Origin of the sequence: Pseudomonas sp. CAU 1711, assembly GCF_039888625.1 — a bacterium.
Lineage (GTDB): Bacteria > Pseudomonadota > Gammaproteobacteria > Pseudomonadales > Pseudomonadaceae > Aquipseudomonas.
This window is the reverse complement of record NZ_JBDQQT010000019.1, coordinates 1-14,639: the sequence shown is the minus strand read 5'-3', so window position 1 is coordinate 14,639 and position 14,639 is coordinate 1. Positions and strand designations below refer to the sequence as shown.

Annotated in this window: 10 protein-coding genes; all 10 read left to right on the top strand. The window is 60.2% G+C overall.

Annotated features, from left to right (window positions below; genetic code table 11):
* Window positions 1–3: 3 nt before the first annotated feature.
* The 10 genes from tssK (at window position 4) to AAFN46_RS18745 (ending at window position 14,479) form a co-directional block, all read left to right on the top strand.
* A complete protein-coding gene (gene tssK / locus AAFN46_RS18790; RefSeq protein WP_347810221.1) occupies window positions 4–1,335 on the top strand; it encodes a type VI secretion system baseplate subunit TssK in 1,332 nt (443 codons plus the stop codon).
* A gap of 2 nt (window positions 1,336–1,337) precedes the next feature.
* Complete coding sequence (gene icmH, locus AAFN46_RS18785) at window positions 1,338–2,204, top strand: type IVB secretion system protein IcmH/DotU (RefSeq protein WP_347810220.1); 867 nt, start codon at window positions 1,338–1,340, stop codon at window positions 2,202–2,204.
* A gap of 6 nt (window positions 2,205–2,210) precedes the next feature.
* Window positions 2,211–5,726, top strand: a complete 3,516-nt coding sequence (gene tssM / locus AAFN46_RS18780; RefSeq protein ID WP_347810219.1) for a type VI secretion system membrane subunit TssM — start codon at window positions 2,211–2,213, stop codon at window positions 5,724–5,726.
* Complete coding sequence (locus AAFN46_RS18775; protein ID WP_347810218.1) at window positions 5,726–6,457, top strand: PP2C family serine/threonine-protein phosphatase; 732 nt, start codon at window positions 5,726–5,728, stop codon at window positions 6,455–6,457. The genes tssM and AAFN46_RS18775 overlap by 1 nt, the downstream gene beginning before the upstream one ends.
* Entirely contained in the window at window positions 6,454–7,410 is a 957-nt protein-coding gene (locus AAFN46_RS18770; RefSeq protein ID WP_347810217.1) for a serine/threonine-protein kinase, read from the top strand. Before AAFN46_RS18775 ends, AAFN46_RS18770 begins: the two co-directional genes overlap by 4 nt.
* A 26-nt stretch (window positions 7,411–7,436) precedes the next feature.
* The gene (gene tssI, locus AAFN46_RS18765; RefSeq protein ID WP_347810216.1) at window positions 7,437–9,521 is read left to right on the top strand and encodes a type VI secretion system tip protein TssI/VgrG; all 2,085 of its coding nucleotides are present in this window, start codon (window positions 7,437–7,439) and stop codon (window positions 9,519–9,521) included.
* Between the two features lie 14 nt (window positions 9,522–9,535).
* Window positions 9,536–10,000, top strand: a complete 465-nt coding sequence (locus tag AAFN46_RS18760) for a hypothetical protein (protein ID WP_347810215.1) — start codon at window positions 9,536–9,538, stop codon at window positions 9,998–10,000.
* A gap of 47 nt (window positions 10,001–10,047) precedes the next feature.
* Window positions 10,048–13,419, top strand: a complete 3,372-nt coding sequence (locus AAFN46_RS18755) for a glucosaminidase domain-containing protein (RefSeq protein WP_347810214.1) — start codon at window positions 10,048–10,050, stop codon at window positions 13,417–13,419.
* The gene (locus tag AAFN46_RS18750) at window positions 13,407–13,766 is read left to right on the top strand and encodes a hypothetical protein (protein ID WP_347810213.1); all 360 of its coding nucleotides are present in this window, start codon (window positions 13,407–13,409) and stop codon (window positions 13,764–13,766) included. Before AAFN46_RS18755 ends, AAFN46_RS18750 begins: the two co-directional genes overlap by 13 nt.
* 146 nt (window positions 13,767–13,912) lie before the next feature.
* The gene (locus AAFN46_RS18745; RefSeq protein ID WP_347810212.1) at window positions 13,913–14,479 is read left to right on the top strand and encodes a hypothetical protein; all 567 of its coding nucleotides are present in this window, start codon (window positions 13,913–13,915) and stop codon (window positions 14,477–14,479) included.
* The last annotated feature ends 160 nt before the right edge of the window (window positions 14,480–14,639 follow it).

Genomic DNA, 14,639 nt, shown 5'->3' with positions numbered 1-14,639 from the left:
GCAATGGAAATGCTCAAGGTTGTCTGGCAGGAAGGGATGCTCCTGCGCCCGCAGCACTTCCAGCAGAACGATCGCTACTTCGAGCACCAGCTCAAGTCACGCTCGCGCCTGCAGGACATCTATCCCTGGGGCTTCTTCAGCCTGGAGATCGACCGCCAGTTCCTCGGCATGGGCAAGCTGGTGCTCAGCCAGGCCAGCGGCGTGCTGCCGGACGGCAGCCTGTTCGAGCTGGACGCCAGCCGCGAACCGCTGGCCCTCGACGTGCCGCCGAACACCGCGGCCACCCCGGTGTACCTGGCCCTGCCGCTGGTCACCGGCAACCATATCGAGAGCCGCCGCAGCGAGCAGCAGGACGTGCTGGCGCGCTACCGCGCCCATGACCTGGAAGTGGCCGACTCCAACGCCGGCGACGCCACCGTCAGCCAGGTCAGCTGCGGCCGCCCGGACTTCCGCCTGCTGCTCGGCGAGCAGCAGAGCGGCCAGGCCTTCGTCAGCCTCAAGGTCGCGGAAATCTTCGACACCAGCCCGGACGGAGTGATCAGCCTCGATCAAGATTTCACGCCGACCTTTCTGCATACCCAGGCCTCCAGCTACCTGCTGTCCTGCCTCAAGGAAGTGATCAGCCTGCTCGGCCACCGTGGCGACATCCTCGCCGAGCGGGTGCGCGCCGCCGGCAAGCTGGGCAATACCGAAGTCGGCGACTTCCTGATGCTGCAGCTGGTCAACCGCTACGAGCCGCAGCTGCGCCACTACCTGTCGCTGGAGCAGATGCACCCGGAGCTGCTGTACCGCGAGCTGGTCGGCCTGCACGGCGAGCTGGCCACCTTCGCCGCCGACCACAAGCGCCCGCGCCTGGACGGCCGCTACCTGCACAACGACCAGGCCGGCAGCTTCCGCAAGCTGATGGAGGCGCTGCGCCAGGTGCTGTCCATGGTGCTGGAGCAGCACGCCATCGAGCTGCCGCTGCAGCAGCGCCAGTACGGCATCCAGGTCTCGCCGCTGCAGGACCACAAGCTGCTCGGCAGCGCCACCTTCATCCTCGCCGCCAATGCCCAGTGCGAGTCCGAGGAGCTGCGCAAGCGCCTGCCGGCGCACCTGAAGATCGGCGCCGTGGAGCGCATCCGCCAGTTGGTCAACCTGCACCTGCCGGGGATCAAGGTCAAACCGCTGCCGGTGGCGCCGCGGCAGATTCCCTTCCACGCCGGCAAGACCTACTTCGCCCTGGAGTTCAGCGCCGAGGAACTGGCGCAACTGGAAAGCTCCGGCGGCTTTGCCTTCCACGTGTCCGGCGACTTCGCCGGGCTTGAACTGAAATTCTGGGCGATCAGGAGCTGAACATGATCAGGGAAGCACAGGACACCACCGTCGTCCTCAGCCGCCAGGGAGAAGGCGCCGCCCCGCGCGGCCCGCTCACCGACTTCAACACGCCGCGCTTCGAGCAGCTCGAAGAGCGCATGGTCTACGCCGCGCGCATGCGCCCGGCGGAAGTCTTCAATATCAGCTTCAACCCGCTGGTGGCGGCCAGCGCGCTGCTGCTCTCGGAAGTGGTGCGGCTGAAGACCAACGCCAACCCGGAAAACTTCGACGCGCTCAACGAGCGCCTCAACGTGGCGATCAAGCTGTTCGAACACCGCGCCCTGCAGGAAGGCGTCGACGGCGGCCAGGTGATGGCCGCGCGCTACGTGCTGTGCACCGTGGTCGACGAGGCGGTGGTGACCACGCCCTGGGGCAACGAGAGCGCCTGGTCGCAGATGAGCCTGCTGTCGACCTTCCACAACGAGACCTTCGGCGGCGAGAAGTTCTTCCAGCTGCTCGAACACCTGTCGCGCAACCCGGTCAAGCACCTGGCCATGCTCGAGTTGATGTACATCTGCCTGTCGCTCGGCTTCGAGGGCAAGTACCGCGTGCTGCCGCGCGGCATGCTCGAACTGGAGGCGATCCGCGACAGCCTGTACCGGCAGATCCGCCAGCTGCGCGGCGACATCCCGCGCGAGCTGTCGCCGCACTGGGAAGGCCTCAAGGAAGGCCGTCGCCGGCTGGTGCGCATCGTCCCCGGCTGGCTGGTGGCGGTGGCCACCGTCGCCGGCCTGGCGCTGCTCTATGCAGGCTTCAGCTGGGTGCTGCACGAGCAGCGCGGCACCGTGCTGCAACCCTATCAGGCGGCCGAGCTTGCCCCGGCCCCCGTACAAAGCAATCAGGGATGATCTGAGATGAAGGACTTTCTCAAGAAAACCGCGGCGTTGTTCCGCAAGACCTGGGTCTGGAGCCTGTGCCTGGTCCTGGTGCTGGCCCTGCTGATCTGGTTCGTCGGCCCGCTGCTGGCGGTGGCCGACTCCAAGTTCTGGGAGTCGGCGGCCAGCCGCCTGGTCAGCATCAGCCTGCTGTTCCTCGCCTGGGGCCTGTTCATCGTGTTCATCAGCTGGCGCGCCAACCTGCGCAAGAAGGCCGAGGCGGAAGACGTCGACGCCCAGGAGCGCCTGCGCCGCGAGGGCCTGATCAGCGAGGAGCAGGTCGAGCTGAAGAGCCGCTTCAAGCAGGCCCTGCACACCCTGAAGACCTCCAGCCTGTACCGCGGCCGCAGCGACAAGTGGCGCAACGAGCTGCCCTGGTACCTGCTGCTCGGCGCCGAAGGCAGCGGCAAGACCAGCCTGCTGGAGTTCTCCGGCCTGGACTTCCCGCTGAACAAGGGCGACGAGCGCCGCCTGACCAAGGATGTCGGCGGTACCCGCTACTGCGACTGGTACTTCGCCGACCACGCCGTGCTGCTGGATACCGCCGGCCGCTACCTGACCCAGCCCGACGTGGCCGTGGACAGCCGCGCCTGGCACACCCTGCTCAGCCTGCTGCGCAAGCGCCGCGCGCGCCCGCTCAACGGCGTGCTGGTCGCCGTGCCGGTCGACACCCTGCTCTACGCCAGCGAGCTGGAGCTGGAGAACTTCGCCCGCCAGCTGCGCCAGCGCCTGCATGAGCTGCACGCCGAACTGCGCGCCGAGGTGCCGGTGTACCTGGTGCTGAGCAAGGCCGACAAGGTCATGGGCTTCGACGAGTTCTTCGACCAGCTGAGCCGCGAGGAAAGCGACCAGGTGCTCGGCGCCAGCTTCCGCAAGGGCCAGGTGGCCACCGACGCCAACGTGGTACGCCAGGAGTTCGAGGAACTGCTGCGCCGCCTCAACAGCCAGGTGATCATGCGCCTGCACCAGGAGCGCGACACCCAGCGCCGCGGCCATATCCTCGACTTCCCGCACCAGCTCGGCCAGCTCGGCGAGCGTCTGTGCCTGCTGGTGGAACTGGCCTTCAGCGGCAACCGCTACCAGCGCGCCAGCCACCTGCGCGGCTTCTACCTGACCAGCGCGCCGCAGCTGCAGGAGCTGCTCGACCCGAGCACCACCGGTATCGGCCGCAACCTCGGCCTGGCCGGCAGCAGCCTGCCGACCTACCGCAGCGGCCGCGCGCGCTTCATTCATCAGCTGCTCAGCCGGGTGATCTTCCCCGAGGCCGAGCTGGCCGGCCTGGACGACAAGGAAATCCGCCGCATCGACTGGCGCCAGCGCGCCCTGTACGCCGGCGCCGCCTGCTGCCTGCTGCTGTTCGGCCTGTTCTGGGGCGCCAGCTACTCGGCCAACCACGGCCGCCTGGAACAGCTGCGCGAACTGGCCCTGCAGCTGGGTCGCGACGGCGACAGCCTGAGCGCCCAGGACGAGGCCAAGCAGGCCCTGCCGCTGCTGGGCGGCGGCTACGCCGCCACCCAGGTGTTCCCCGCCGACGCCCGCCTGCTGGAACGCGGCGGCCTGTACCAGGGCCCGGCCGTGCAGCCCGAGGTGCATGCCGCCTACCGCCGCCAGCTGGAAAGCCAGCTGCTGCCGCGCGTGGCCCGTCAGCTGGAAGGCCAGATCCGCGCCAACCGCGACGACCGCGAGCTGCTGCTCGGCAGCCTGCGCGCCTACCTGATGCTCAACCTGGAGCAACGCCGCGAGCCGGCCTTCCTGCAGGACTGGCTGGCCGCCGACTGGTCGTTGCGCTACGCCGGCGACGAGCCGACCCAGAAGCAGCTGAACGCGCACTTCAAGCGCCTGCTGGCCGAGCCGTTCGCCGCCTACCCGCTGAACGACAACCTGGTGGCCGAGGCGCGGCAGATCCTGCGCAGCGAGTCGCTGGCCCAGGTGGTCTACCGCATGCTTCGCGACCAGGCGCGCAACCTGCCCGAGTACCGCATCGCCCAGGCCCTCGGCGCCCAGGCGCCGCTGCTGCTGGGCAGCGACTACGCGATCCCCGGCCTGTACACGCAGAAGGGCTACCAACAGTACTTCGTCGCCCAGGGCCTCGGCCTGGTGCGCGACATCCTCGAAGACAACTGGGTGCTGGGCGAGGGCAACCAGCTCAGCGAGCGCGACCTCGGCCGCCTGATGGTCGAGCTGGAGCAGCTGTACTTCCGCGACTACGCCAACTACTGGGGCGAGGCCGTGGCCCGCCTGGGCCTGGAGCCGATCGGCAATACCGCCCAGGGCATCGTCACCCTCACCGCGCTGACCGCGGCCAACTCGCCGCTGCTGCAGGTGCTGGTGGAAGTGCGCGACAACACCCGCTTCGACCTGCCGGCCGCCGCCGACCAGGTGGACGACCTGGCCGCCCAGGCCAAGCTCGGCAAGAAGGGCAAGCTGGCAGCCGCGGCCGCCGGCAAGGGCCTGGATGCCGTCGCCAAGAGCCTGCCGGACACCGCGCGCAAAGCCCTGCAACGCCGCTTCGAACCGCTGCACCGACTGCTCGACAGTAACAGCGGCGCCGGCCCCGAACTGGCCGCCACCCTGCAGGCGCTGGACGCCCTGCAGCTGCAGCTGAGCAGCCTGGCCCACGCCAGCTCGTCGGAACAGGCCGCCTTCGAGATGGCCAAGGCGCGCATGCAGGGCCGCCCGGATGCGATCAACCAGGTGCGCGGCAGCGCCGCCCGCCTGCCGCAACCGGTGGCCAACTGGCTGACCCTGGTGGCCGACGACAGCTGGCAGCTGGTGCTGAACGACGCCTACGGCTACCTGAACAAGCGCTACCGCCACGAGCTGTACGGCTTCTACAAGGAGTCGCTGCTCAAGCGCTATCCGTTCAGCGCCAAGAGCGAGAGCGACGTGGCCATCGCCGACTTCCGCGAGTTCTTCAAGGCCGATGGCGTGGCCGATGCCTTCGTCGACCGCTACCTCAAGGCCTTCGTCAGCGACAGCGACGGCAAGTATCAGCTGCGCCGCATGGACGGCCAGGGCCTGCCGTTGTCGCCGGTGTTCCTCGCGCAGATGAACCGCACCCAGGTGATCCGCCGCAGCTTCTTCGCCGAGAACCCGGCCGAGCCGCTGGTGCTGTTCAAGCTGGAACCCTTCGCCCTCGACTACAGCCTCAACCGCGCCGACTTCAAGTTCGGCGGCCAGCAGCTGGAATACCGCCACGGTCCGATCGTCGCCAGCGCCTTCCGCTGGCCGGCCGAGGGCGCCAGCGAGCGCAGCAGCCTGGTGCTGGAGGAACAGGGTGGACGCCGCGTCGGCATCGAGAAGAACAGCGGGCCCTGGGCACTGTTCCGCCTGCTCGACATGATGCAGGTGGAGCAGCACAGCGGCCGCGACGTGCTGCTGGTGAAAGCCAACCTCGGCGGCCTGCAGGCCAAGTACCTGCTGCACAGCCAGCGCTCGCCGAACCCCTTCGATGCCAGCCTGCTGCGCCATTTCAAGCTGCCGGCGACCCTCTGATGAAGGTCGCCCAACGCCTCTGGAGCAGCGCCGGGCGCAGCGACACCGGCAAGGTGCGCGCGCGCAACGAGGACGCCTTTCTCGACCAGCCGCAGCAGGGCCTGTGGGTGGTCGCCGACGGCATGGGCGGCCACCAGGCCGGCGACCTGGCCAGCCGCCTGATCGTCGAGAGCCTGGCCGAGCTGCCCGCCGGCCTGGACTTCGAAGACCGCCTGGATGCCGTACGCGACTGCCTGCAGCGCATCAACCGCCACCTCAGCCTGGGCCTGACCCTGACCGGCGAGACCCAGGACCTACTGGTCGGCAGCACCGTGGTGGCGTTGCTCGCCGAGGGCAGCCGGGTCGCCTGCCTGTGGGCCGGCGACAGCCGCGCCTACCTGCTGCGCGGGCGCCAGCTGTTCCAGCTGAGCCGCGATCACTCGCTGCTGCAGCAACTGGTCGACGAGCGCGGCATGAGCCCGGAAGAGGCCGCGCGCCAGCCCGGCGCCCACGCCCTGACCCGCGCCATCGGCGCGGCCGAGGAGCTGCAGCTGGATACCCTGGAACTGGAGAGCCTGCCCGGCGACGTGTTCCTGCTGTGCAGCGACGGCCTCTACCAGGACCTCGACCACGATCTGCTCACCGCCGCCCTGCTGCGTCCCAGCCCGCAACTGGCCCTGCAGCGCCTGTTCGAACTGGCCCTGCTGGGCCCGGCCCGCGACAACCTCAGCGCCGTGGTGATCAACCGATGAACGCCGAAGCCAAGGCCTGCAGCGCCGACCTGACCCTGATGGCAGGGGCCAGCCCGAAGCGCGCCTCGCGCCCGCTGCCAGAAGGCCTGCCGGAGGTGCTCGGCGGCCGCTACCGGATCGAGCGCCTGCTCGGCGTCGGCGGCATGGGCGCCGTGTACCGCGCCCGCGACCTGCTGCGCGAGCAGTTCGGCGAGCCGCAACCCTGGGTGGCGCTGAAGACCCTCAGCGAGGACTTCGCCGAGTACCCGGACGCCAGCGCCCTGCTCTACAGCGAGTTCGCCCTCACCGCGCGGCTCAGCCAGCGCAGCCTGGTGCGCTTCTACAGCTTCGAGGTGGACCCGGCCTGCCAGCGCGCCTTCATCACCATGGAGCTGCTCGCCGGCAATACCCTCGACCATGTGCTGCACCAGTATCCCAGCGGCCTGCCCTGGGCCGAGGCGCAGCGCATCGCCGTCGACCTGCTGGAAGCGCTGCACTACGCCCACGACCAGGGCGTGCTGCACGGCGACCTGAAGCCGAGCAACCTGATGCTCGGCGACGACATCCGCCTGTTCGACTTCGGCCTCGGCCAGGCCCGCGAGGGTTTCCTCAAGGGCCTGCCGCGCCTGGCACGCAGCCGCTTCGCCGCCTGGACGCCACGCTACGCCGCCCCCGAACTGCTCGACGGCGCCGCCCTCAGCGCCGGCGCCGACCTCTACTCGGTGGCCTGCGTGATCTACGAACTGTGCAGCGGCAAACATCCCTTCCGCCGGCAAAGTGCTAAACAGGCACAGGCAATGGAACTGCCGCTGGAAGCACCCGCCGACCTGCCGCGCAACCTGTGGCCGGCCCTGCGCCGCGCCCTGGCCTTCGACCCCGAACAGCGCGGCAGCCTGGCCGAGTTGCTGCACGCCTTCCGTGCCCAACAACCGAGTGCCTCGCTGCTCGCACGCCTGCTGCACCGCCTGGCCTGAACCGGCACCTCGACAAGGACGATCAGATGTTCAACCCCGCCAACCAGACCCATTTCAGCCTGACCCTCGACGGCGTCGAACACGACCTGCAGGTGCTCGAGTTCAGCGGCCGCGAGGCCCTCGACCAGCCCTACCGCTTCGAGGTCGAACTGGTCAGCGAGCGCCCCGACCTGGATCTCGCCGAGCTACTCGGCAAGCCGGCCTTCCTCGCCTTCGCACCGGACGGCAGCGGCATCCACGGCCTGATCCACGACGCCGGTCAGGGCGAGTCCGGCAAACGCCTGACCCGCTACCGCCTGACGCTTAGCCCGAAGCTGACCTGGCTCGGCTATCGCAGCAACCAGCGCATCTTCCAGCACCTGACGGTGCCGCAGATCATCGCGCAGGTGCTGGAGGAGCACGGCATCCTCGGCGGCGCCTACCGCTTCCAGCTCGGCCCGACCCTCTACCCCGAGCGCGACTACTGCGTGCAGTACGACGAGACCGATCTGCACTTCATCCAGCGCCTGTGCGAGGAGGAAGGCATCCACTACCACTTCGAGCACGGCCCCGAGGCCCATGTGCTGGTGTTCGGCGACGACCAGACCGGCTTCCCCAAGCTCGGCCAGCCCACCGCCTATGTGCAGGACAGCGGCATGGTCGCCGACGAACCGGTGATCAAGCGCTTCGCCCTGCGCCTGGCCACCCGCACCAACCAGGTCAGCCGCCGCGACTACGACTTCGAGCAGCCGCGCCTGCTCATGGAGTGCGGCGCCAAGGCCGAGTTCGAGCCCCGCCTGGAAGACTACGACTACCCCGGCCGCTTCACCGAGCGTGCACGCGGCAAGCACCTCAGCCAACGCAGCCTGGAACGCCACCGCGCCGACTACCGCCTGGCCCAGGGCGAAAGCGACCAACCGCGCCTGGTCACCGGCCACCTGCTGGAAATCTCCGAACACCCGCGCCACGAATGGAACGACCTGTGGCTGCTGCAGGAAGTGCTGCACGAAGGCAAACAACCGCAGGTGCTGGAAGAATCGGTGACCAACTTCCGCGGCGGCCAACTCCCCTCTCCCCCCGGGAGAGGGGCCGGGGGTGAGGGTGCGACAGGCCACTCGGACAACTTCCACCAGGGCTACCGCAACCGCTTCACCGCCACCCCCTGGGATGTCCTCCACCGCCCCGCCCTGCGCCACCCTAAACCCAAGGTGCTGGGCAGCCAGAGCGCCGTGGTCACCGGCCCCAAGGGCGAAGAAATCCACTGCGACCAGTACGGCCGGGTCAAGGTGCAGTTCCACTGGGACCGCGAGGGCCAGGCCGACGACACCACCAGCTGCTGGCTGCGCGTGTCCTCCAGCTGGGCCGGCGACCGCTACGGCGGCATCGCCATTCCGCGCGTGGGCATGGAAGTGCTGGTCACCTTCCTCGAAGGCGACCCCGACCAGCCGCTGGTTACCGGCTGCCTATACCACGCCGAACACCTGGTCCCCTACGACCTGCCGGCAAACAAGACCCGCACGGTATTCAAGACCCTGAGCAGCCCGGGCGGTGGCGGCTACAACGAGCTGCGCATCGAAGACAGGAAAGGCCAGGAACAGATCTATATCCACGCCCAGAAGGACTGGGACGAGAACGTCGAGCACGACCAGAAGATCCGCATCGGCCACGAGCGCCACGACACCGTCGAGGCCAACAGCTACACCGAGCTCAGGGCCGAGGAACACCACACCACCCATGCCGAGCGCAAGGTGGAGGTCAAGGCCGAAGACCACCTGACCATCGCCCAGAACCAGCACATCAAGCTCGGCACCGCCCAGCTGACCAAGGCCGGCCGCGAGATCCACCTCAAGGCCGGGCAAAAGATGGTCATTGAGGCCGGCGTCGAACTCACCCTCAAGGCCGGCGGCAGCTTCATCAAACTCGACCCCGGCGGCATCACCCTGGTCGGCCCCCTGGCCAAACTCAACGCCGGCGGCGCACCGGGTTCGGGCAGTGGTATCGCCCTCAAACAGCCGTTGCAGCCGGGGATGGCTGACAAGGACAAGACGGGGAATTTGCTGGATCAGGCCTTGCTCAACAATCTGCCAAACACCGAGAGCGCCCCTCAGGCCTTCTTTCTGTTCTCCGAATGATTTTGGAACCTCACATGAAACCAAGCATCTGCGCTCTCTTGGCCTCGTTTCCCTTCATTTTGCTCAGCAGCGCTTGCAGCGCACAGGAGGTCACTCTCCAACTGGAAGCACTTTCTTATGAGGAAGCACTGCAGGCCTACCATCACGCAGGACGCGATGAAATCTACCGTTGCATACACCAGATCGCGAATGACCATTACGAAGCGACCGCTACTGCCAAACCGATTGCCATTGTCATCGACGATGTTCTGTATCTGAAACTGAGTGGAAAGCTCATAGAGCTCATTCAAACGGAAGCGGATGAGAAGTCAGCTCGCTTTGCGAGTGAGGTCACTACGGCCCAAGCCGGCTACTCAATCATCAAACAGTTTAATTTTTCCGAGTATCGAGAGTCGGACGACCGCCATGTGGACTTCTGGGTGGAGACACCATCCGGGAAGCAACAGCTTAAAACCTTCGGAAATCGCTGCGGAATTTAATTGCAATGCCAGCCACATTGGTCGCTTGAGATATTCAAGGAAGAGTTATGTCAGCCAGTCGATACAGCATTGTCGAGAGCGTCGGCAGTGCAATACAAACGGTCACTACTTTCGATGACCTAGAGAAGCACCATCCATCTTCTGGGCAGGAAGCTGGTCGGGACTACGAAACCATAGACGGCGATCTTGAGGAAATTCGCAAGACCTCCGACGGTCGCATTTTAATAAAAAAAGACTTCGTATTACTGGTGAATGGAAGCAATGCGAACATTCCTGTTCCTTGCCCCATCTCTGGATATGTAAAAACCAAATCTGCTTATGGCACGGTATCGATCTATGACACCCCAGGCGGCAAGCTGATCGGGCAGGTGCTTCACCTGAGCACAAACTTCAAGGTCAAGAACGGCGACTATGTCGAGTACGGCCAGCCAATAGGCATTCAGTCTGGAACAGGTGCTGCTGGAACCGTTACATATGCGATTCACGTGCACGTCGAACTGGAAAAAGACCAGTTCATCCGCTACATATCCGATATTGCCACTGGAGCGATCATTCCAGGAGAAGGTTTGGCAGAAGGCAACAATGATCAGCTCTATCAATTTCCCGTGCGCAAGGCTGATGGTAATAGTTTTCAAACCGAAGAGCTGTTTAAAGTTTTAGAGCAAGAAACGACTGGGCATTATTTATTGGGGAATCATGATTTCTGGCATGGCGGAGTTCATTTCAGTGAAAAAAGCGTCCCTCATTGCAGAGTTGATCAGCCTGTACGCTGTATTGCGGACGGAGAAGTGATTGCTTACCGCCTAAATAGACGCTATCTGCAATCTGAGTTTAAAGGGCTGACCCAAAGTACAAACCTGCAATATTCAACATCTTTTTGTCTAGTTCGCCATACTTATGAATCCCCCAAGCGCGCACCAGAAAAAAAAGAGAAACCGAAGGTAAATTTGGCAGGTAGCCACATCAGCTTGTCTTGCGCTCGTTATGGACGTGATATCGCCGATGTGAAGCTCGGAGAAAGCGGCAATTTTGAGGCGCTGATGCCCGCGGCAACTGAATTACAGATCTTAGAGATCCAGGACTCAGCCCGCAGTGGTTATCGTTTTGCCAGCGCCAAAATTATCAGTGGTGAGTTGATAGGTACAAATAGAGATGGCCATGCTTCCACGCGGGCTACCGGGGAGACTATCTGGTTTGCCGCACTCGACAAGAACGGAAACCCTGTTAAAGACAAGAATAACAATGAAATATTCAAGATTCTGAATCCTACCCCTGTCGAGCAAAAAGCATCTGCTCATGTTAAGCCAGAAAGAAACAAGCTCACCTTTTATAGTCTTTATATGCATCTCTTGCCATTTGAGGCGTTCCCAGAAACTGAAGGTGCATTTAAGAGACGGGTAAAAGTTAAAGCTCATGGCCTTAATGTGCGATCTAGCGATAATCTCTCTTCAGAGCCACTTGGGCACATCTCAACTGGATCTATTCTAGAGGTAATTACGGCAGATCCCGTACATCGAAAAACGCCTGAAGACGCTACAGTCTACGAGCTCGCACAAGCCAAAATTATCAGTGGCTCTGTTAGGAAGGCAGGAAAACAAACCGCCGGTACTGGAGACACTATATGGCTAGCCCTCAGTATGACCGAAGAGAATAAGCCAACTAAGTCATTCGTCGATGAAATACCTAAACATGCGCTAACGCGCCCGCGCTACTGGAAAGGTAAAGTTATCGCTCGTACCAAGGCGCGGATCGCTGCATTTCAAAACCCAAACGATGAAGAGTCTAAGCGAATAGGGCTTGTTGCGGAGAATAGCACCCTCGAGTACCACACCGACTCACTAAAAAAAGTAGTTCGTGCTGGCCAGGAAAAGACAATGGCCAAGTGCTCAATCGCTAGTGGAGGCTTGTGGGATCGTCAACTATGCCCTGCCTTTGTGTGGATTTGTATTGATGACACAACACTAGAACTTAGCACCGCTCAGCCTACTGAGTTCGACAAAGTTGTCAGCGTATCCACCCCTATTAAAGCAGGCGATCCAATTAGCTATCTTGGGTTATATGAAACCCCTGCAAGTATAAATGGCGGTAAGAATAGCAACCATCAAGTACACTTTGAGATTTTCACCGACGATAGGAATTTGGATAAATTTCTGCGCAATGAAGCAGATATCAAAGATGGCAAACAATACCTTCTTCTGCCGCAAGGCACTGAAGTCCACAACAAGAACATTCTAACTAGCAATCAACTGCTTCCAGCCTCTACTGCTAGTAGGCTAGAACGCGAGCATGCAGTTGAGCTCAACAAATGCCCCATACAGAAAGATGAAAAAGGTCAAGAGTGGTATTCGGTTACGGTCTACGATAATGCTCAAACTATATCCGGTCTGGTTAAAAAACCAAACTCATCTACTCCGAGTAGCCCAGAAGTTATAACCCAGCATGACTGGAAAAAATTGGGCTTCCGAGTTGTACAAGAAAACAATCCAGATGCGGACGGATTCTTGGACCCGGAGGATATGCCAGAGTTCTTTCAAGAACTTTATAGAGAAATCGATAAATTGGGTGACAAAAATGGAAAAGTCACCCCAATAGAACTACAGTCGGCTCTCCGTGATCCAGCCCTAAGAGAGCGTTGGTCAAAACTGATCGCGTACCATCCGACCGAGTGGCAGGCAAAATCCAACGAGCCTAAATGGCACGTGCTGGAGGATTTGCTTAAAGAAAACTATGAGACCATTAAGAAGCAGTCTGGAAACTCAAACATCCAACTGATTAACAACTTACTCAATTCTACCCGCGAACTATTTCGTCATGAAAAGGAGCGAATTGATAACTTGGTATTTTGGAATGAGCTTGAAGGGGCTATGCAAGTCACCTTACCTAAGCAGGTGTACCACTTTCACCCTATTACATTTATAACCAACTTACGACCAACCACTAACAAGGTTGCCACAAAAATTGGAAAAAATCTCTCGAAAAAAGATTTCGTCAGCCTTGTACATGAGTCGGCATTAAGAGAAGAAGAGCGCTCTGGCGTTCCCGCAGCGATAACAACAGCGCAAGCAATACTAGAGACTGGCTACGGAAGACATGTACCGACAGATGTGAATACGAAAAAATATAGCTACAATCTCTTTGGAATCAAAGCACATGGAAATCCTGACTTTGTCGAGATATGGACACACGAGGAAGTCAATGGAAAGAGGATTAAGATACTGGACAAGTTCATGGCTTACCAATCATTTGACGACAGCATTAAAGGCAGAACCGATTTCTTTGTGCAAAACAAACGATATCATGACCTCTTATCTAGTAAAGACTCAAATTTCTGGGCTGATGAGCTACAAAAGAGAGGCTATGCCACTGACAGCCAGTATGCAAAAAAACTCAAAGGCATAATAAAATCATGGGACCTTTAATCAAACTTTCCCTAGCCCTGGCAATTTTAATAACTTCCACCACCTCTTACGCAAGCGACTTTTGCGACAAAGTCAATGAAACAACGTATAGAGACGAAACTTACTTAACTCCACCAGGGCAAATATATCGAGTCACTGGGCCTGATAAGCTCTACCTCTACAGCGCTCCAAATAGAAAATGCTCATATGGTGAAAACATATTTCTCATTGAGAATGACAAGGTACAGGCTTACACCGAATTTAATGAGTTCCTATCAATAATGTACTTTAGAGAAGATGGTGAAACTATAGAAGGATGGGCTCTTAAAAAACAGCTCTCTCAGACAAATGAGAGAATTAGCCCCTGAATTACGAAGCACGGCGACTGGAATCACTCAGGGACAGACCCTGAGTGATTTATTTTTAATCAGCCGTAATTATAATATTCTAGATAACTCACTCCGCCCAATCTCACCATAATTACTCTCCGTACACTTAGTGATCGCGTAATACCATGAGAGCACTATACTCTATTGTCTTTCTTCTAGCCTTCCAGACTTCTCTAGCCTGCGAGATCACAGATGAAATATTCAAAAGTAGCAAAGGAGAAGACTTTTCCATAGATCACTATATAGACATTTACAATATTGAGCCAACCCCAGAACTGGCTTTTGAGAATTTAAAAATAAAACTCAACAAAGCATCATCAGAAAATCACCTGCTACTTAGCAAAGGGGAATGTAATGGAATTTCCTGGAAGTTAATTTTTCACTTACATCAAGTTGTTCTAGGCGATGACTCTCATGGACTTGTTTTGACAGTATCAACCTACGACAAGTCCGGCACCATCATTGACAAACTCCCCTTGGCAAGCGTTCTATCTTATGAAGAGCAGGCCATCGAGAGAACATCTAGAAAACTAATTGGCAACATGCTTTCTGTATGTGAGCAGTACGTACAGATCTATCAGCATATTGACTCTGAAGAAAGCATTGAATACTTCACCTCTCCAATTAAATCCACATGTAAAACTCAATACCACTCATTTGCAAATGGTAGATTTAAAAATCTGAATCCATGAGCATCACCTATCGCCAGCATAAATCAAAGGTGCGACTTAAGGAAATTCTGAAGAAGACTTCCCGAATCTGGTGAAATACGCCGATCCCGTTGCCCGAGTTTCCCGATGAAGCAGATGACCTTCGCCGATGCCGAGTACGCCGGCAAGCGCAAGCAGACCC